Source organism: Enterococcus sp. 22-H-5-01, from assembly GCF_050310005.1.
Taxonomy (GTDB): domain Bacteria; phylum Bacillota; class Bacilli; order Lactobacillales; family Enterococcaceae; genus Enterococcus_A; species Enterococcus_A hailinensis.
On sequence record NZ_CP189993.1, the window covers coordinates 254921 to 275109 of the forward strand.

20 protein-coding genes are annotated in these 20189 nt (G+C 37.7%); 19 read left to right on the forward strand and 1 reads right to left on the reverse strand.

Going from position 1 to position 20189, the window contains the following annotated elements; translation table 11 throughout:
- The first annotated feature begins 1 nt into the window (after position 1).
- From ACQKTA_RS01295 to ACQKTA_RS01370, 16 genes are all read left to right on the forward strand, one after another.
- Entirely contained in the window at positions 2–1366 is a 1365-nt protein-coding gene (locus ACQKTA_RS01295; RefSeq protein ID WP_427814491.1) for an acetyl-CoA carboxylase biotin carboxylase subunit, read from the forward strand.
- Positions 1367–1377: 11 nt separating this feature from the next.
- Positions 1378–2241 carry an acetyl-CoA carboxylase, carboxyltransferase subunit beta gene (gene accD, locus ACQKTA_RS01300; protein WP_407857036.1) on the forward strand — a complete coding sequence of 288 codons (864 nt, stop codon included), beginning with the start codon at positions 1378–1380 and terminating at the stop codon, positions 2239–2241.
- A gap of 1 nt (position 2242) precedes the next feature.
- On the forward strand, positions 2243–3028 hold the full coding sequence (locus tag ACQKTA_RS01305; RefSeq protein ID WP_407855950.1) for an acetyl-CoA carboxylase carboxyl transferase subunit alpha: 786 nt from the start codon (positions 2243–2245) through the stop codon (positions 3026–3028).
- Positions 3029–3159: 131 nt separating this feature from the next.
- Complete coding sequence (locus ACQKTA_RS01310; protein ID WP_427813906.1) at positions 3160–3966, forward strand: transporter substrate-binding domain-containing protein; 807 nt, start codon at positions 3160–3162, stop codon at positions 3964–3966.
- A gap of 153 nt (positions 3967–4119) precedes the next feature.
- Positions 4120–4956 (forward strand): transporter substrate-binding domain-containing protein, encoded by an 837-nt coding sequence (locus ACQKTA_RS01315; RefSeq protein WP_332580370.1) that lies wholly within the window; start codon positions 4120–4122, stop codon positions 4954–4956.
- Between the two features lie 12 nt (positions 4957–4968).
- Positions 4969–5658 carry an amino acid ABC transporter permease gene (locus tag ACQKTA_RS01320; RefSeq protein WP_332580369.1) on the forward strand — a complete coding sequence of 230 codons (690 nt, stop codon included), beginning with the start codon at positions 4969–4971 and terminating at the stop codon, positions 5656–5658.
- A 16-nt stretch (positions 5659–5674) separates the two neighbouring features.
- On the forward strand, positions 5675–6409 hold the full coding sequence (locus ACQKTA_RS01325) for an amino acid ABC transporter ATP-binding protein (RefSeq protein ID WP_332580400.1): 735 nt from the start codon (positions 5675–5677) through the stop codon (positions 6407–6409).
- 126 nt (positions 6410–6535) lie between these two features.
- Positions 6536–7060: a YqeG family HAD IIIA-type phosphatase gene (locus tag ACQKTA_RS01330; protein ID WP_332580368.1), complete on the forward strand. Its 525-nt coding sequence runs from the start codon at positions 6536–6538 to the stop codon at positions 7058–7060.
- On the forward strand, positions 7061–8170 hold the full coding sequence (yqeH, locus tag ACQKTA_RS01335; RefSeq protein WP_332580367.1) for a ribosome biogenesis GTPase YqeH: 1110 nt from the start codon (positions 7061–7063) through the stop codon (positions 8168–8170).
- Between the two features lie 107 nt (positions 8171–8277).
- Positions 8278–8589 (forward strand): ribosome assembly RNA-binding protein YhbY, encoded by a 312-nt coding sequence (gene yhbY / locus ACQKTA_RS01340; RefSeq protein ID WP_332580366.1) that lies wholly within the window; start codon positions 8278–8280, stop codon positions 8587–8589.
- 70 nt (positions 8590–8659) lie between these two features.
- Positions 8660–9259, forward strand: a complete 600-nt coding sequence (locus tag ACQKTA_RS01345) for a nicotinate-nucleotide adenylyltransferase (protein WP_332580399.1) — start codon at positions 8660–8662, stop codon at positions 9257–9259.
- Complete coding sequence (gene yqeK, locus ACQKTA_RS01350; RefSeq protein ID WP_427813907.1) at positions 9246–9842, forward strand: bis(5'-nucleosyl)-tetraphosphatase (symmetrical) YqeK; 597 nt, start codon at positions 9246–9248, stop codon at positions 9840–9842. Before ACQKTA_RS01345 ends, yqeK begins: the two co-directional genes overlap by 14 nt.
- Positions 9843–9940: 98 nt before the next feature.
- Positions 9941–10297, forward strand: coding sequence for a ribosome silencing factor (gene rsfS / locus ACQKTA_RS01355; protein WP_427814492.1), 357 nt, complete (start codon positions 9941–9943; stop codon positions 10295–10297).
- Positions 10297–11025 (forward strand): class I SAM-dependent DNA methyltransferase, encoded by a 729-nt coding sequence (locus ACQKTA_RS01360; RefSeq protein WP_427813908.1) that lies wholly within the window; start codon positions 10297–10299, stop codon positions 11023–11025. Before rsfS ends, ACQKTA_RS01360 begins: the two co-directional genes overlap by 1 nt.
- A gap of 48 nt (positions 11026–11073) precedes the next feature.
- Positions 11074–12213, forward strand: coding sequence for a nucleotidyltransferase (locus tag ACQKTA_RS01365; protein ID WP_427813909.1), 1140 nt, complete (start codon positions 11074–11076; stop codon positions 12211–12213).
- Between the two features lie 72 nt (positions 12214–12285).
- Positions 12286–13005 carry a YebC/PmpR family DNA-binding transcriptional regulator gene (locus ACQKTA_RS01370; protein WP_427813910.1) on the forward strand — a complete coding sequence of 240 codons (720 nt, stop codon included), beginning with the start codon at positions 12286–12288 and terminating at the stop codon, positions 13003–13005.
- A 42-nt stretch (positions 13006–13047) separates the two neighbouring features.
- Here ACQKTA_RS01370 and helD read toward each other — a convergent pair whose 3' ends face one another.
- The gene (helD, locus tag ACQKTA_RS01375) at positions 13048–15327 is read right to left on the reverse strand and encodes an RNA polymerase recycling motor HelD (protein ID WP_427813911.1); all 2280 of its coding nucleotides are present in this window, start codon (positions 15325–15327) and stop codon (positions 13048–13050) included.
- A gap of 657 nt (positions 15328–15984) precedes the next feature.
- On the opposite strand from helD, the gene ACQKTA_RS01380 reads away from it, so the two are divergent.
- The 3 genes from ACQKTA_RS01380 to thrS all read left to right on the forward strand — a co-directional run bounded on the left by ACQKTA_RS01380 (position 15985) and on the right by thrS (position 20123).
- Positions 15985–17562 carry an AbgT family transporter gene (locus ACQKTA_RS01380; protein WP_427813912.1) on the forward strand — a complete coding sequence of 526 codons (1578 nt, stop codon included), beginning with the start codon at positions 15985–15987 and terminating at the stop codon, positions 17560–17562.
- A 91-nt stretch (positions 17563–17653) separates the two neighbouring features.
- Positions 17654–17830 carry a 2-hydroxymuconate tautomerase gene (locus ACQKTA_RS01385; RefSeq protein WP_332580359.1) on the forward strand — a complete coding sequence of 59 codons (177 nt, stop codon included), beginning with the start codon at positions 17654–17656 and terminating at the stop codon, positions 17828–17830.
- A 355-nt stretch (positions 17831–18185) separates the two neighbouring features.
- Positions 18186–20123 carry a threonine--tRNA ligase gene (gene thrS / locus ACQKTA_RS01390; RefSeq protein WP_427813913.1) on the forward strand — a complete coding sequence of 646 codons (1938 nt, stop codon included), beginning with the start codon at positions 18186–18188 and terminating at the stop codon, positions 20121–20123.
- Positions 20124–20189 lie beyond the last annotated feature (66 nt).

The window sequence follows — 20189 nt, forward strand, 5'->3', positions numbered from 1 at the left end:
TATGTTCTCAAAAATATTGATCGCCAACCGTGGCGAAATCGCTGTTCGAATCATTCGTGCTTGTCGTGAATTAGGAATTTTGACAGTTGCCGTCTATTCGGAAGCGGATAAAGAAGCGTTACACACAGAAATGGCGGATGAAGCGATCTGTATCGGACCCGCTCGTTCGACAGATTCTTATTTAAATATGCAGGCTATCTTAAGCGCAGCGATCGTAACAAATGCAGAAGCAATTCATCCTGGATTTGGCTTCCTATCAGAAAATAGTTTGTTTGCGACGATGTGTGCGGAATGTAATATTAAATTTATTGGTCCTAGTGAAGAGACCATCGATGCGATGGGAAATAAAATTCATGCGCGCCAATTGATGCAAAAAGCTGGTGTACCTGTGATTCCTGGTAGTGATGGAGCGATTGATACATTAGCTGAAGCAGAAGCTTTAGCAGATGAAATTGGTTACCCTGTCATGCTAAAAGCAGCGGCAGGCGGTGGCGGAAAAGGGATTCGAAAAGTTCCTAATAAAGATGAATTAGAAAAGAATTTTTTATCTGCTAAGTCAGAAGCTAAAGCAGCTTTTGGTGACGATGCAATGTATTTAGAAAAAATTATTTACCCGGCACGTCATATCGAAGTTCAAATTTTAGGAGATCAGCATGGAAACGTGATCCATTTAGGCGAACGTGACTGTTCTTTACAACGAAACAATCAAAAAGTATTAGAAGAATCACCTTCTGTTGTGATCGATGATGAAACACGGAATATGTTAGGGGATATCGCGGTCAAAGCAGGAAAAGCTGTGAATTATGAAAGTGCCGGTACGATCGAATTTTTACGTGATGAGTCGGGGAATTTTTATTTCATGGAGATGAATACCCGGATTCAAGTCGAACATCCAATTACGGAAATGGTAACGGGAATCGATATTGTAAAAAAACAAATCAATATTGCCGCAGGTGAGCCGTTAGGATTAAAACAATCTGACGTGACTTTCCAAGGTCATTCAATCGAATGTCGAATCAATGCTGAAAATCCAGCATTCAACTTTGCTCCGTCTCCTGGTAAAATTAAGACCCTCCTTTTACCTAGCGGTGGCTTAGGCTTACGAGTGGATAGTGCGATGTACAGTGGTGTAACGATTCCGCCATTTTATGATTCAATGATCGCTAAAATTATCGTTCATGGGGATGATCGTTTGGATGCCTTGATGAAGATGCAACGAGCGCTAAGTGAATTCGTTTCAGAAGGCGTGATCACAAATGTTGATTTTCAAATGGATTTGATCAGTCATCCAAATGTTTTAGCAGGAGATTACGATACAAGTTTCTTACAAACAACATTTTTACCAGAGTGGCAACAAAGCGAGTAGGAGGAATATAGGTGGGACTTTTTAACAAGAAAAAAAACTACATTCGGATCAATCCTAACCGTGATAACATGCCAACAACGAAGCCGACTGTGCCTGATGACATGTGGGCGAAGTGCCCGAATTGTAAACGAACACTCTATAAAAAAGAAATGGGTGCAGAAAAAGTCTGTCCTCATTGCGGATACAGTTTTCGGATCAGTGCTTGGGAACGCTTGGCACTAACAATTGATGAAAAAAGTTTTGTTGATTGGGATAATGATTTAGAGGAAAAAAACCCAATCAATTTTCCCGATTATCTAGCAAAAATAGATACGATGCGTGAGAAGACAGGATTAGATGAAGCCGTCATTACTGGTTTGGCTACGATTGCTGACCAGCCAATCGCGATTGGTGTCATGGATGCCAACTTTATCATGGGGAGTATGGGAACTGTTGTCGGTGAGAAAATCACTCGGCTTTTTGAAAAAGCAACGCAACAGCAGCTACCAGTGGTATTGTTTACTGCTTCTGGCGGGGCTAGAATGCAAGAAGGGATTTTTTCTTTGATGCAAATGGCAAAAATTTCTGCTGCGGTCAAACGTCACAGCAACGCCGGATTACTTTACATTACTGTCTTAACGGATCCAACAACTGGCGGTGTCACAGCTAGTTTTGCCATGGAAGGCGACATTATTTTAGCAGAGCCGCAAACATTAGTCGGTTTTGCTGGCCGTCGCGTGATCGAACAAACGATCCGCCAACAATTGCCGGAAGATTTCCAAAAAGCAGAGTTTCTTTTGCAACATGGGTTTATTGATCAAATTATCCCACGTTTAGAACTCAAAGGTCAGTTAGCACAAATATTGGATCTTCACCAACAGAAAGGCTGGTGTTAATATGAGTCTGACTGCCGGAGAAATTGTCAAATTAGCAAGACATCAAGATCGTTTAACTAGTTTGGATTATTTTAAAAAAGTCTTTACTGATTTCCAAGAGTTCCACGGAGATCGTTTATTCGGTGATGATCCTGCTATTGTAGGCGGAATCGCTAAACTCACTGGAAAGCCAGTGACTGTAATCGGAATCCAAAAAGGAAACGATCTAAAAGAAAATATGGCTCGTAATTTTGGTCAACCCAATCCTGAGGGTTATCGTAAAGCTTTACGCTTGATGAAGCAAGCGGAAAAATTCAATCGACCAGTGATTTGTTTTGTTAATACGCCGGGTGCTTTTTGTGGGGTTGAAGCAGAAGAACGTGGCGAAGGTGAAGCCATCGCTCAAAATTTGATGGAGATGGCCGATTTAAAAGTACCGATCATCTCGATTGTAACCGGTGAAGGTGGAAGTGGCGGTGCATTAGCGCTAGCACTAGCTGATGAAGTTTGGATGATGGAATACAGTATCTATGCGATTTTATCTCCTGAAGGTTTTGCTTCGATTCTTTGGAAAGATGGAAAACGGGCGGATGAAGCTGCTGAGCTGATGAAAATAACTGCTGCTGAGCTTTTAGATCTTGATGTCATCGATCGTGTAATTCCTGAAACGCTCAAAGGTAAAAAATTAAGTGAAGAAAAAATTATTCGCATGATGCAAAAATCATTAGTTGAAAAACTGAATGAATTAACGAACTATTCAACAGAAGAATTATTAGAGAAACGGTATCAACGATTCCGAAAATTCTAATTAAAAAAAAGACAGCGAAAGCTGTCTTTTTTTATGCATTTAATCAAGTTCATAATAAATAAATATTCATAAAAAGCTATATTTTATGAAATAATATGCTATACTGTAAAAATGGTTTTGGGGGTATCTATATGAAAAAAGGAATAAAAATGATTTTAGCGGGATTAGTATTGTTATCACTAAGTGCATGTGGAACGAAAGAGACAACGGACAAGTTAGATACGATACAGAAGGAAAAAGTCATTAAAGTGGCAACTTCACCAGATTACGCACCCTTTGGATTTCATACCAAAATTAACGGGAAAGATAAGATTGTTGGCGCTGATATTGAAATGATGGAAGCTATCGCCAAAAAAATGGGCGTAAAAATTGATTGGATCGATATGAGTTTTAATGCAGTTTTGGCAGCAACCAAAGAGGGGAAAGCAGATGTAGCTGTATCAGCCATTTCTGTTACAAGCGAACGTGAAAAAAGTTTTGATTTTACGACTGACTATTATACGTCTCCGCAAGTGATCGTGATCAATAAAAAGCATGCCGCTGAATTTACTTCACTAGATACTTTTAAAGATAAACAAATTGGTGCTCAAAAAGGAACGATCCAAGAAAACATCGTAAAAGAGCAATTAACGAGTGCTAAGCTTGTTTCAATTGAAAAGTTGCCGAATATTTTTGTAGAAGTCAAAAATGATACGTTAGATGGATTGGTTGTCGAAAAAACAGTCGCAGATGCTTATGTAGATAAAAATCCTGATTTAATGATCGCAGATGTTCCATTAAAAAGTATGAAAGAGGATGCTTTGTGTATTGCCGTAACAAAAGGAAATGAAAAGTTAGTGGAAGAATTGAATAAATATATTAAGGAAATGAAACAAGAAGGCACCATCAACAAATTAGTTGCAAAAAATAATCAAATAGCACTCTCTAGTAGTAATTGATTATTTTATGCAAATTTAAATCGAATATATACAATTAAACGCCTTATATTCAATAAAAATTTAATATTTATACATTAAATACTTGTTTTATAAAAAGTTCGTGCTATAATAAATTCATTGAAATAAGTAGTTTAATTTTTAGGGGGAAATAGGATGAAAAAGATTACCGGCTTAGTAATAACTCTAGCAGCATTATTTACCTTAGCAGCATGTGGCGGAAGCAGCAGCAGTACGGATGCGTCATCAAGCGCTAAGACAGAAGATCAATTAGCAGCTATCAAGAAATCAGGTGTATTAAAAGTAGCGACTTCAGCTGACTATGCGCCATTTGAATTCCACACAATGGTTGATGGAAAAGATAAAATCGTCGGAGCTGACATTGATCTAGTCAATGAAATCGCCAAAGAATTAGGTGTGAAAGCAGAAGTTTCTGATATGAGCTTTAACACAGTCTTAGCATCATTGAATCAAGGAAAATCAGATATCGCGATCTCAGCGATTTCAGCAACTAAAGAACGTAAAGAACAATTTGACTTTACGGATAACTATTACAATCCACCACAAGTAGTGATCATCAACAAAAAGAATAAAGACAAATTTACTAGTTTAGATTCATTGAAAGATCAACAAGTCGGTGCTCAAAAAGGTTCGATCCAAGAAGATATTGTAAAAACACAAATCAAAGACGCTAAATTAGTCTCAATCGAAAAAGTACCGAATATGGTCGTAGAAGTAAATAGCGGATCATTGGATGCAATGGTTGTTGAAAAAACAATTGCTGAATCTTATGTTCAACAAAACCCAGATCTAATGGTAGCAGATATTGATTTAGAACCATCTTCTGATGAAGCCTTTGCGATTGCTTTACCAAAAGGCAGTGAAGAATTACAAACGGAATTAAATAAAATCATCAAAAAATTGAATGACGAAGGCAAAATTGATGAATATGTCAAAACAAACCATGAATTAGCCGAAAAATCAGCAGAATAGAGGGACCATGCATTGAATTTTTCATTTTTAGATAAATACCTGTCTTATTTTGTATCTGGGACTGGGATCACAATCATGATCTCGCTAGTTACTGTCTGCTTAGGAACGTTCATCGGATTAGTAATGGCGTTATTGAAGCTTTCTAAACACAAACCATTGAATTGGTTAGCCAACGTTTACATCGAAATCCTTCGCGGTACGCCGATGTTGTTACAAATTATGATCGGATTTTTACTCTTACAAGGATTTTTCCCTTCAAAAGATATCAGTGTCGGCGTATTGACCGTCGACTTGGGACGTCTTTTTCCTGGGATGATCGTCTTGTCACTAAATTCAGGTGCTTACGTTGCTGAGATTATTCGTGGCGGTATCACAGCGGTCAATTATGGACAAACGGAAGCCGCCCATTCATTAGGCTTACGACCAGCACAAACGATGCGCTATGTGATCTTGCCGCAAGCACTAAGAAACATTTTGCCTCCATTGGGGAATGAATTTATTACATTGATCAAAGATTCCTCTTTATTGACAGCAATCGGGATCAATGAGTTAATGGGTTCAGCTCAAATCGTTATTTCAAATTCATATATTCCATTAGAGCCTTACTTTGTAGCCGCAATCTTGTATTTCATAATGACTTTTGCGACTTCACGTTTGTTGAATCTATGGGAGAAAAAACTTGGAAAAGGATATCAACGATAAGATAGAGGTGGAAATGATGACAGAAGCATTGATTCAAATCGAACATTTAAATAAAAAATTTGGTGACAATGAAGTGTTGAAAGATATTTCTGCTGAAATCACTTCCGGGGAAGTAGTCGTAATCATCGGACCATCTGGTTCTGGTAAAAGTACTTTCTTGCGGTGCGTGAATTTATTAGAAGTACCGACTTCTGGTTCAATCAAATTCGAAGGTACAGATATTACTAATAAAAAGAATGATATTTTTAAAACACGTGAAAAAATGGGGATGGTTTTTCAACAATTCAACTTATTTCCTAATATGACGGTGTTGGATAACATTACATTGTCACCAATCAAAGTTAAAGGTCTATCAAAAAAAGAAGCTGAAGTGATTGCGAAAGAATTATTAGAAAAAGTCGGCTTATCAGAAAAAGCGGATGCCTATCCGCAATCATTATCCGGCGGTCAGCAACAGCGGATCGCGATTGCGCGTGCGTTAGCGATGCAACCGGATGTGATGTTGTTTGATGAACCAACATCTGCTTTAGATCCAGAAATGGTCGGCGATGTTTTAGCGGTCATGCAACAATTGGCTAAAGAAGGAATGACGATGATGATCGTTACCCATGAAATGGGCTTTGCCAAAGAAGTCGGCGATCGCGTGATCTTTATGGATGGCGGCGTAATCGTTGAAGAAGGAACTCCTGAAGAAGTCTTCGATCAAACAAAAAATGCTCGGACGATCGATTTCCTATCGAAGGTATTGTAGAAATAGTAGACTAGGCTGAAAAAGCCTAGTCTTTTTTTTAAACCTTTGGAGTGAAATGTAGAGTTTTCAGAAAAATTGCGTTATAATCAGGTTTTGTAGAAGTATAAAAAAATTTTAGGAGCTGCCATGTTAGACAAATACAAACCAACGTGGATGGTCGAGGCCATTTATCAAATAACCCCTGAACAATTAAAAGCGCATGGATTAAAAGCGGTTCTGACTGATCTGGATAATACTTTGATTGCCTGGGATAATCCTAATGGCACCAAAGAATTGATCGATTGGTTAAAAATGATGGATAAAGCTGGAATCCCAGTTGTCGTCGTATCGAATAATAAGGCGAGTCGTGTCGCAAAAGCGATTGAAAGTTTTGAGCTCGATTTTGTGTCGCGTGCTATGAAGCCTTTTTCTGTTGGTATAAAAAGTGCTCAGCAAAAATTGGGCCTATCAAAAAATGAAATCGTAATGATCGGCGATCAAATCATGACAGATGTTCGCGGAGCCAATGCCGCTGGGATCCGAAGTATTTTAGTTCGACCAATCGTGGATACAGACGGTTGGAATACTCGGATCAATCGTTTCTTTGAACGTCGTATCATGCGGACACTGCTGCGTAAAGATTCTGAAATGAAATGGAAGAGTGGATTATAAATGGAAGAAGAATTATTTTGTATTGGTTGTGGTGCGAAGATCCAAACAGAGCAACCTAAAGAATTGGGTTATACTCCACAATCAGCTTTAGAAAAAGGGCTAGAAAATGGAGAAGTTTATTGCCAACGTTGTTTCCGATTACGCCATTACAATGAAATCCAAGATGTTTCCTTAACAGATGATGACTTTTTACGTTTGTTAAATGAATTAGGCAAAGCGGATGCGTTGATTGTGAATGTCGTTGACATCTTTGATTTCAACGGCTCATTGATTCCAGGATTGCATCGTTTTGTTGGTGATAATCCGGTATTATTAGTTGGAAATAAAGTTGATTTATTGCCTAAATCATTAAAACGTGGTCGATTGACACAATGGATGCGTGAACGCGCCCATGAAGAAGGTTTACGACCAGTGGATATTTTATTGACCAGTGCTCGTAAGTCGAATGAAATGACTGATCTATTAGCTAAAATCGAAGAATACCGCGATGGACGTGATGTCTATGTCGTTGGCGTGACGAATGTAGGTAAATCAACGCTGATCAATCAAATCATCAAACAAACTGCCGGAGTGCAAGATTTGATCACGACTTCGCAGTTTCCAGGAACAACACTAGATAAAATCGAGATCCCATTAGATGATGGACATTATTTGTTTGATACTCCAGGGATCATTCATCGTCATCAAATGGCACACTATCTTGGAAAAAAAGATTTGAAAATTATTGCCCCACATAAAGAAATCAAACCGAAAGTCTATCAATTGAATGCTGGTCAGACTTTGTTCTTAGGTGGGTTGGCGCGTTTTGATTTCATCCAAGGCGATCGTGCTTCTTTTGTTGCGTATGTCTCAAATGATATAGAGCCCCATCGGACAAAATTAGAAAAAGCGGATGCTTTTTATGACAAACATAAGGGTGGACTATTGCAACCACCACGTCCAGATGAAGTAGCTGAGTTTCCTGAATTGGTTCGTTTTGAATATTCAATCAAAGAAAAAACCGACATTGTTTTTGCTGGTCTTGGTTGGGTAACTGTTTCAACGCCAGCGGTTGTAGCTGGCTGGGCACCAAAAGGCGTCGATGTTTTAACGCGTAAAGCATTGATCTAAAAAGATAAGATTGATGATAGTTGAATATATTATAGAAAAATTTGACTATCTATTGGTTGATGAGATGGCTGTTTAAGCAGGCTATCGTTTAAAAAAGGAGACTATTAATGGAATTAAGAGGAAAACAAAAACGTTTTTTACGAAGCAAGGCACACCATTTACAACCGATTTTTCAAATCGGAAAAAATGGAATCAATGATGCTGTTTTAGTCCAAATCGCAGAAGCGTTAGAAAAACGTGAATTGATCAAGATCAATTTATTACAAAATACTGATGAAATCGCTGATGATGTCGCACAAGTAATTGAAAAAAATGTTCATTGTGACGTGGTTCAAATCATCGGTCGTGTATTGGTTTTATATAAACCATCAAGCAAAGAAAAATATCAACGAATTTCAAAAGAAGTCAAAGCGATTTAAGTTCTAGGTTTATCAAAAGGAGGGATAACGGTTGTTTCAAGATTGCTTAACAATTCCAAAAGTTGAACCAATGGTAGAGACCTCAATGCCTAAAAAGCAGGTCGGACTACTAGGTGGTAATTTCAATCCAATCCATAATGCGCATTTAATGATTGCCGAACAAGTGGGTCAAAAAATGGGATTTGATGAAGTGCATCTGTTACCAAGTTATCTTCCACCCCATGTGGATGAAAAGAAAACAATCGATAGTAAAGACCGTTTAGCGATGGTGAAACTAGCGATTGAAGATAATTCATTTTTATCGGTAGATACGAGAGAGTTCACCCGTAAAGGCAAAAGTTATACGATCGATACGATGGTAGAGATGACAGCTGAAAATCCTGATACAGAATATTATTTTATTATTGGTGGCGATGAAGTTGCCTATCTTCCGAAATGGCATCGAATCGATGAATTAGTACAACTCGTAAATTTTGTTGGTGTGAAACGCGCTGGTTATGAGCTTGAGAGCCCTTATCCGATTATTTGGGTTGATGTTCCTGAGATACAATTGTCTTCTACCTATATCCGTAAACAAGTCAAACAAGGGTGTTCGATCCGTTACCTTGTTCCAGATCGAGTCCGAGAATATATTATGGAGGAAGGGTTGTATCTTGATGAATTACAGTAAAGTATACACATCATTAAAACGGGAAGCTTTGATGCAAGCTGTTCAAATGCGTATGAGCGAAAAAAGATTCAAGCATATCTTAGGCGTAGAAGAAACTGCTGTAGCATTAGCAGAACGATTTGATGCTTCACCAGAAAAAGCGAGTATTGCTGCCTTGACTCATGATTATGCAAAAGAACGTTCAGATGAAGAATTTCAACTTGCAATCGAGCAAGGAGATTATTCGAATAAATCGGAGTTGTTAAAATATGGCAATGCGATTTGGCATGGCGTAGTCGGGGCGGATTTTGTAGCTCGTGAATTGGAGATTACTGATGAAGAAATCTTAACTGCCATTCGCTTGCACACTACAGGTGCAGCTGAAATGAATTTGCTGGATAAAATTATTTATGTAGCGGATTATATTGAGCCTGGAAGAAATTTTCCTGGAGTTGAAGATGCACGAGTGATTGCTTTTAGTGATTTGGATCAAGCGGTAGCATTTGAAACAAAACACACTTTAGCGCATCTGATTGAAAGTGAAACGCTAGTCTATCCTAAGACGATCGAAACATATAATCGCTGGGTTGCTGGAATTGAGTAGTGATTTTTTAAATAAGTCTTATAAATACTAACGACACTGTACAGTGTCAGTAGAGAAGAATAGAATGAAACATGGTAGTACAATCAAGGAGGAGAATTATCATAGATAGTAAAAAAATGTTGGAAATCGCTGTTAAGGCAGCCGATTCAAAACGAGCAGTAGACGTTGTGGCTTTAGATGTAACACAAGTATCATTATTAGCGGATTATTTCATGATCTGTTCAGCAAATTCAGATCGTCAAATCAACGCCATTGTTGACGAAATCGTTGATAAAGAAGAAGAACATCAAGTGACAGTCAAACGTGTAGAAGGTAAAGATGGCGGAAAATGGGTCTTGATCGATCTTGGAGACCTAATCGTTCATGTATTCAGCCCTTCAGAACGTGAATTCTATAATCTAGAAAAATTATGGTCTGATGCACCGCTTGAAAATATCGAGGCTTGGATCGACTAATGGCGTACGAAACATTTGCTTTCGTTTATGACGAAGTAATGGATGATTCGTTGTATCAACAATGGTTAGATTTTTCCATTCATCATTTACCCAAGGATACTAATCAGATTTTTGAATTGGCCTGTGGTACCGGAGCTTTAGCGGTAGAATTTGCTAAAGCAGGGTACGACGTGACTGGTTTAGATTTATCAGAGGAAATGTTGACCTTGGCTAGTAATCGGAGCATCGAAGAAGATGTTTCAATTAATTGGGTAGCAGGGGATATGCTAGATCTAACTGATTTAGGTCAGTATCAAGCAGTTACTTGTTTTTCAGATTCATTATGCTATATGCAAACACCAGAACAAGTCCAACAAGTTTTCAATGGTGTATACGAACTTTTAGAAAAATCAGGAACGTTCATTTTTGATGTTCATTCGACATACCAAGTCGATGAAGTTTTCACAGAATATAGTTTTAATGAACAAACAGAAGAGTTTGCTTTCTTATGGGACAGCTATGCGGGAGAACTTCCACACAGTATCGAACATTTTTTAACTTTCTTTGTTAAGCGTGAAGATGAATTGTTTGAACGAGTGGATGAATTGCATCAAGAACGGACCTATCCGTTACCAACGTATCAAAAAATGTTGGAAACAGCTGGATTTGAAACTGAAATTTTTGCTGATTTCACAGATCAAGCACCTAATGAAACAAGCAAACGTTGGTTTTTTGTCTGTAAAAAATAGCCGAGAGCAATCTCGGTTTTTTATTTATCAATTTTTAGGAGGAAATATATGCGTAGTTGCGGCATTGTTGTAGAATACAATCCATTTCATAATGGGCATAAGTATCACGCTCAGAAAGCTCGTGAGTTGAGCGGCGCGGATGTTGTTGTTGCTGTGATGAGCGGAAACTTTCTCCAACGTGGAGAGCCTGCGATCGTTGATAAGTGGTCGCGCGCTCAAGCGGCTTTGGAAAATGGCGTCGATTTAGTCGTAGAACTCCCTTTTGCTTGGGCAGTCCAATCAGCAGATTATTTTGCTAAGGGAAGCATCAAGCTATTGCAAGCATTAATGTGTGATGCGTTGTGTTTTGGGACTGATGGTGGAGAGTCCTTTGATTATGCTGATTATGGACGTTTCTTTATTGAAAAAAAATCAGCGATTGACCAATTATTTCATGAATTGCCGATTGGCTGGAGTTATCCTGAAAAAATGGCTGAAGCTGTATCTAGATTGTACCCAGGAACGCAAGCATTTCCGCCAAATCATATCTTAGGATTGAGTTATGCGAAAGAAAATGCAACTTATGAACGGCCGATGGATATCTATCCGCTTGTGCGAAAAGATCAAGGTTATCATGATGAAGCGTTGATTAAAGATCAATTTGCCAGTGCAACGGGAATTCGCCAAGCCGTTTTTAAAAATCAGTCGATTTCATCATTTGTACCTAAGCAGACAGCCATGGAATTAGCTGAAACTCAGATATCTTGGGAAGATTTTTGGCCGTATTTAAATTATCAGTTGCGGGCATTGCCATTGGAAAGAATGCAGGGGATTTATCAGATGGCAGAAGGATTAGAGCATCGTTTAGTAGCAGCCAATGCGAATGATTTTGCTGAATATATCGATTTGATCAGTACTAAGCGCTATACAAAACCGCGATTGCAGCGATTGTTAACTTATTTATTGTTGCAAGTCAGTTTGTTAGAAATAAAGACTGAACAAGAACAGACGATGCTCCATATCTTAGGATTCACTGAAAAAGGGCAACATTATTTAAACCAGAAGAAAAAGCAATTCGCATTGCCTGTGGCTGCTAAAATCGGACAAAAAGAAAAAGAACAGCATTTTCTAACTTATCGCGCAGACCAAATTTATCAATTAGTGCATCCGAGAGAGCAAACAATCGGCCGATTTCCGATTCGATTATAAAAAATACTTTGCAAAGTTTGTCGGAGTCGTTATAATGGGAAAGTATGAAATTAACGAAAGAGAAGTGAAAACATGGGACGTAAATGGGCAAATATCGTAGCTAAGAAGACTGCGAAAGATGCAAACAATAGTAAAATTTACGCTAAATTTGGGATCGAGATTTATGCAGCGGCAAAATCAGGAGAACCTGATCCGCATGCAAATCAAAAATTACGTTTCGTTATTGAACGTGCTAAAACGTATAATGTTCCAAAACATATCATTGATCGTGCAATCGAAAAAGCAAAAGGTTCTGGCGATGAAACATTCCAAGAATTACGTTATGAAGGTTTCGGACCAAACGGATCAATGGTCATCGTGGATGCCTTGACAAACAATGTGAACCGTACAGCTTCAGATGTTCGTGCCGCATTTGGTAAAAATGGCGGAAACATGGGTGTCTCTGGTGCGGTTGCGTATATGTTCGATCACACAGCTTTATTTGGTTTTGCTGGTGAAGATGCAGATGAGATCTTAGAATACTTGATGGATAAAGAGATTGATGTGCGTGATGTTGTAGAAGAAGAGGGTCAAATCATCGTCTATGGCGAACCTGAAGATTTCAATGCGATCCAAGAAGCATTGAAAGAAAAAGGTATCACAGAATTCTCTGTTGCTGAAATGCAAATGATCCCACAAAACGAAATCACTTTAACTGGTGAAGATTTAGAAAAATTTGAAAAAATGATCGATGTTTTAGATGAATTAGAAGACGTACAACAAATTTATCACAACGTTGAATTAGAGGACTAATAATCATCAAAAAAGACCAGCCAATTTTTGGCTGGTCTTTTTTTAAATTGTTTTTGTTTGGTATAGTGTTTCAGGAATGGTATCTAATAGCGGACTTTGTTTTCCGATTACTAATAGATTTAATTCGTGCATTGCTCGTGTACATACAGTGTAGAGGATCAATTTGTCTTGCTCAGTATAGTAATTTTCGGGTGAAATATTCCAGGCGAAGACACGATCAAATTCTAATCCTTTTGCTAAATAAGTCGGAATGATGATCAAATTCTTTTTCATGAAATCTTCTTCATCGGTCAGCAACTGTACTTGATCTTTTTGTTCAGCCGATAATTGATCATATAAAGCCTGACATTCTTCAACGGTCTTAGCGATAATCGCAGTCCGCCAGTAACGAGCGGCTTCTTTTGTCTCATCGATTTCACGAATCAAACCATCGATCATTTGACGGGTATCATTCGTGTAATAAATACTTGGCAAATCGCCAACGCGGGCAGTCAATTCTACTCGATTTTCTTGCGTTAAGAACTGATTGGCAAAATTCGTGATCTCTTCGGTTGAACGATAGCTAGTAGTCAATTCAAAATGTGTCAATGATTCATCTGGGAAAATTTGCGCTAAAGAATGAACCATACTTTCATTACCAAAGACTTTTTGATTCAAATCTCCACATAAAGTATAGGTTGCTTTTGGATAGAGATGTCTCAATAAAGCTACTTGAGCGGGTGAAAAATCTTGCATTTCATCAATGAAGATAAAGCGCGCTTTTTGTTGAACATCCATTGGGTGGATCGACTTCATTAAGAGAAATAAAAGCGTTCCATCTTCTAAACTAAGATCTTTCCGCTTGAAGTCAGCCATCAGTTCTTCTAGCATAGTTTTCCAATTTTCTTCTGTCAATTGATAATGTGTTAATAGACTAGTCGGTACATTTTGTAAAAAGTGAAGATATTGTTTAGCGTAATTAACAAAACCGAAACGATTGATTTGGCGACGTAACGGACGCATTTTTTTACGGACGACTTTTTGAGTCATTTGACGACGTAGACGTCTTTCAGCTTTTTCGGAATCTTCCATATCTGGATTATTGACAAAGACAGCATCAACTAAATCATCAGCAGCTTTCTTTGCCCAATCCTTTTTCATTTCATCTTTTTCTAAACCACCAAGTTTTTTCAACAGTTTTGTTTGCAATAATTGCATCCGTTGATACATGGGTAATTCAGGATTAGCCTCTTGATACCAAGTACGGATTTGTTTTTTAGAAATCAGAACTTTATCTTTTAATTTCAAATCGCGGAACAATGGGCCAAAGCCAGTGATTCGCTCAATGTATTTATACAATTCTTGAACAATCAAAAAGCTGCTTTTTGCTCTAAGGACACGATCATCTTGACCAGATAGGAAGACTTCTTCATGACTTTCTTCGGTATGGATCTGATAATTCGGTAACAAGGCCGCTAAAAAAGTTTTAAACGTTTCTGTTGGAATGCCGCTCTCACCAAGTGAAGGTAAGACAGTCGAGATATAATCAGAAAAAATATGGTTAGGCGAGAATAATAGTACTTGGTCATTTTCCAACCATTTACGATTGTGATAGAGCAAATAAGCCACACGTTGTAAAAGAGCAGAAGTCTTACCGCTGCCGGCGATTCCTTCAACAACTAAAACTTTGCTTCTTGTATCACGGATAATTTCATTTTGCGAACGCTGAATTGTCGCCACGATATTTTTCATATGATTAGAAGATGCTTCATCTAAGATCTCTAATAAGAAATCATCATTGATCGCTTCGGATGTATCGACCATCGAAAGGATATTTCCTTCGCGAATCTTAAATTGGCGTTTCAATAATAATTCAATCGGAATGATCGCATCATGAGCCTCATAAGATGTTTGGCCTAATGTGCCTTCGTAATAAAGGTTGGCGATGGGTGCACGCCAGTCAATCACGATCGTTTCTTCTTGGGTATCACGCAGCGAGGCGATCCCTAAATAAAGTGTTTCAGATTCTTGATCTTCTTTGAAATCAATACGTGCAAAATAGGGGTTTTCTTCCATCAAACGTAATACTTTTTGACGTTTTTCTTGAGATGCTAAGGTTTGATAACGCATCAATAATTCAGTTTCATGCTGGCGAGTTTCTGCCATTGTATCTGCTAATGCTTCAAAAGAACCAGCTTGGATTTTTTGTTCAGCATTTTCACGCATATTAGTATCAAACTTTGTTTTTGTTTCTTGTTTTTGACGATCCAAAAAAGTTAGTTCTTGTTGGATCAAAGCGCTTGTCTGTTGGACGTGCTCTTGTTCGTATTCTCTTGCGTTCATTGAGCATCCTCCTTTTTCTACCATTCATTGTTTTTAACAGCATAATAGTATAGCACACAAGAGTGGCTGGAAGCAAAAAGATGGAATTATCTATTTTTACAAAGCAAGTAAATATCCATAAATATGAAAATATTGAGTGCTTTCATAAAAAGATGGAAGGTACTACGTTTGTTGACCAATTTAAAATAACGTCTATTTAGAAAGGGTTTCAATTAAGTTGAATTTTGAAAAAAGAATAAAAGGTTGATTTTATAGTCTTTTTAAATGTGATGCCAAATTTTAAATGCAAGTAGGTCTATTCCAATCAACGATATGTAATGTTATTTATATAATTTTCGGACTATTATAATAAATCTAATAATTTTATTTTATTCTAATTAAAATTAATAATTATTGATTTTTTAGTCGATCTTAAATTCGCTTAATATTATTAAAATGCACTTTTTATCAGTATTTTCAGAATATTTAATCATTAGATTTATAAAAAAACTTTAAAATTAATATTGACACTGATGAGTTATGTTGTTATTTTGGATATATAAGTAAGTGTTTTCAAGTTTGTTATTTAAAAACACTTAGATTAGTTGTTTGATAAATGCCAAGGGCCCGGCAGAAAAACAACTGATCGAAATCATTTTTTATGGGAGGTCTATTAAAATGGATCAGAAGCTAGACTTAGAACGAGAGAAAAAAGGTGCTAAGCCGCATACGCGAATTGACAAGATGCTGAATACGATCGAACGAATCGGGAACAAAGTTCCGCATCCCTCAATTATTTTCCTTATTTTGATTTTGTTGGTGGTTGTTTTGTCACATATTTTTGCTTCAATTGGGGCTCAAGCGACATTTGAAACATTGAATGCTGAAACAAATAATGCAGAAATGACAACGATGGCAGTCGAAAGTTTATTGAGTGCCGAAGGAATTCGTTTCATGTTTACGTCGACGGTTGCTAATTTCATGAGTTTTAATGCGTTGGGTGTGACGTTAGTAGCGATGGTCGGAGTTGGTTTTGCTGAGGAAGTTGGTTTGATCAGTGCTTTGATCCACAAGTTGGTCAAAGTTGTACCTAAAGCCATGATGACAAGTGTCCTAGTATTTATCGGAGTACTTTCAAGTATTGCTTCTGATGCAGGGTATCTAGTATTGATTCCTTTAGGAGCAGCTGTTTTCTACAAAGTCGGACGCCATCCGATTGCTGGTTTATCTGCAGCATTTGCTGGGGTATCAGCTGGATTTGGTGTAAATATCATCATCACACCAATCGATGGGATGTTGACGGAAATTTTGAATGAAGCAGTTCATACTGTAAACCCTACGTATACAGTCGATTTAGTTTCCAACATGTTCTTTTCGATTGCTTCAACCGTTTTAGTAGTTATTGTTTGTACATTAGTAAATGAAAAAATTATTGAACCTCGACTTGGGGTATATAAATCGGATAAAGATCTTTTCCCTGAAGAAGATAATGCAGACGAAGCAAAAGGTTTACGCTGGGCATTGATCGGCTTACTAGGATTAACAGCGATCATCATGATGGTGACATTACCAAGTGGCGCACCATTACGTCATGCAGAAACTGGAAATATCATTGGTTCAACACCATTTATGGATAGCTTGATCACGATCATTATGTTAGTAGCACTAGTGCCGTCAATTTTTTATGGTCGAGCAATGGGTAAAATCAAATCAAGTTTAGATGTCGTTAATCCGATCATTAAAGTATTCGGAAATCTAAGCGGAATGATTTTCTTACTATTGATCATCAGCCAATTTATTGCTTACTTCAACTTTACTAACTTAGGAACTGTATTGGCAGTAAATGCTGCTGATTTTATTGAAGGCTTACAAATGAGTGGTCTAGCATTGTTACTTTGCTTCATTCTATTGATTGCTGGATTAGATATTATTTTAGTCAGAGCAGTACCAAAATTTGCGATCTTAACGCCAATTTTCGTTCCATTATTGTACCAATTGGGTATCGCGCCAGAAGCAGTATTAGCAGCTTACCGTGTGGCAGATTCCCCAATCAATGTTATTACACCATTGCTTCCATATTTCGCTTTGATCGTAACCTTTGCAGCAAAATATGATAAGAAGACCGATGTGGGAAGTATTATTGCATTGATGCTACCGCACGTTATCGTCTTGTTCATAACTTGGGTGCTGTTGTTCATTGCCTTTTACGTCTTCAAATTACCGTTAGGCCCTGGAGTGGGAATGTATCTATCATAGAATTCAAAATAGCTAAATAACAAGTGGTTCTTTTATGCTTACTTGTGATAAAATTAGGAGAATTAAATTTAAGATCAAGGGAGCGATTGATATGCCATTTGTTCATATTGAATTACTTGAAGGAAGAACCGAAGAACAGTTAACAGAAATGGTCAAAGAAGTAACTGAAGTCGTATCTAAAACAGCAGGTGCGCCTAAAGAAAATATTCATGTGATCATTAATGAAATGCAAAAAGGAAAATATGCTCAAGGTGGAAAGTGGAGATAATATTTGATATTATACTTGCTTTTTAAATTGATACATGTTTATAATGAGTTTGTAATTGATCGATGAAGAAAGACAACTGAACTTGAAAGCTATTTAAAAGAGAGGGAAAGCATGGCTGAAACTTTTCCAGATGAGCGCGAGGGATGACCACTTTCTGAAGGACTCTTGTCAAATGCAAGAGCGGACAGCGCCGTTATCGCTTGTGAGGAGCACAATAGTTGCTCAAAGATTAGGTGGAACCACGTTTATTCGTCCTAGTACCGTTACGGTACTAGGACTTTTTTTATACTTAATTTTTGAGGATTAGCGAAGCTTTCTTGATTATCGATCAAAAATCATAAGGGGGAACTACAGGATGGTAAAAATTTCATTTCCAGATGGATCAACAAAAGAATTTGATAAAGGCATTACTGGGTTAGAAATCGCAAAAAGCATTTCTAGTTCATTAGCAAAAAAAGCATTAGCTGTCGTAGTAAATGGTCAGTTAGAAGATTTAAATCGTGCAATCGATGAAGATGCGGAATTGAAAATTGTGACCGATAAAGATGAGGAAGCATTGCCACTTGTTCGTCACTCAAGTGCTCACTTGATGGCACAAGCAATCCGCCGTTTATTCCCAAATATGCATTTTGGTGTAGGGCCAGCGATTGATTCTGGTTTCTATTATGATACTGATAATGGGGAAGAACAATTAAGTGAAGAAGATTTCCCAGCAATCGAAAAAGAAATGAAAAAAATTATCAAAGAAAACTTACCAATCGAACGTAAAGTGATGAGCCGTCAAGAAGCGTTAGATTTCTTTAGCTATGATCCTTATAAAGTTGAATTGATCAGCGATCTTCCTGAAGACGAAGTGATCACAGCGTATACGCAAGGTGAATTCACTGACTTATGTCGTGGACCACATGTTCCATCAACTGGAAAAATCAAAATCGTTAAATTATTGTCTGTAGCAGGTGCTTACTGGCGCGGAAATTCAGACAACAAAATGATGCAACGTATTTATGGAACAGCCTTCTTCAATCAAGCAGATTTAGATCATTTCTTGAAAATGCGTGAAGAAGCAAAAGAACGTGATCATCGTAAATTAGGTAAAGAATTAGATCTATTCATGATTTCGCAAGAAGTTGGTTCAGGATTGCCATTCTGGTTGCCAAAAGGTGCAACAATCCGTCGCACAATCGAACGTTACATCGTTGATAAAGAAATCTCAATGGGTTATGAACATGTGTATACACCAGTCTTGGCTGATACAAGTTTATACAAAACTTCAGGCCACTGGGATCATTATAAAGAAGACATGTTCCCAATCATGGATATGGGTGATGGTGAAGAATCATTAGTATTACGTCCGATGAATTGCCCGCACCACATGATGATCTATAAAAACCACATTCATTCATACCGTGAATTACCAATCCGTTTAGCGGAACTTGGAATGGATCACCGTTATGAAAAATCTGGCGCATTATCTGGCTTACAACGTGTGCGTGAAATGACAATGAACGATGCACATATCTTCGTTCGTCCGGATCAAATCAAAGAAGAATTCCGTCGTACATTAGATTTGATTTTAGAAGTATACAAAGACTTCGGTTTTGAAGATTATCGTTTCCGTTTAAGCTACCGCGATCCAGAAAATACAGAAAAATACTTTGATGACGATGAAATGTGGGAAACATCTCAAGGTTTATTAAAAGAAGTAATGGACGAATCTGGTTTTGATTACTTTGAAGCAGATGGCGAAGCTGCATTCTACGGTCCTAAACTTGATGTACAAGTATTGACAGCATTAGGAACAGAAGAAACATTGTCAACGATCCAATTTGACTTCTTATTACCAGAACGTTTTGACTTAACATATATTGGGGAAGACGGAAAAGAACATCGTCCAGTCGTAGTTCACCGTAGTGTGGTTTCAACAATGGAACGTTTCACTGCTTACTTGATCGAACAATACAAAGGAGCTTTCCCAACTTGGTTAGCACCAGAACAAGTTGCGATTTTACCAGTCTCACCTGAACACCATGGAGATTATGCTTATGAAGTAAAAGATCGTTTAGTCCGCGCAGGTGTTCGTGTAGAAGTTGATGACCGTAATGAAAAATTAGGTTACAAGATCCGTCAAGCACAAACACAAAAAATTCCTTATCTATTGGTTATTGGAGATAAAGAAGTCGAAAGTGCTTCAGTCAATGTTCGTCGCTATGGTAGCGAAGAGCAAGAAGCGCAAGATTTGAACATGTTTATCGAAGCAATCAAAGATGACATTGCGAACATGAGTCGCCAATAAAAAACTGAAATTGAGGCAAAAGTAAATTTACTTTTGCCTCAATTTTTTGTAGTTTAACTTGTGGAA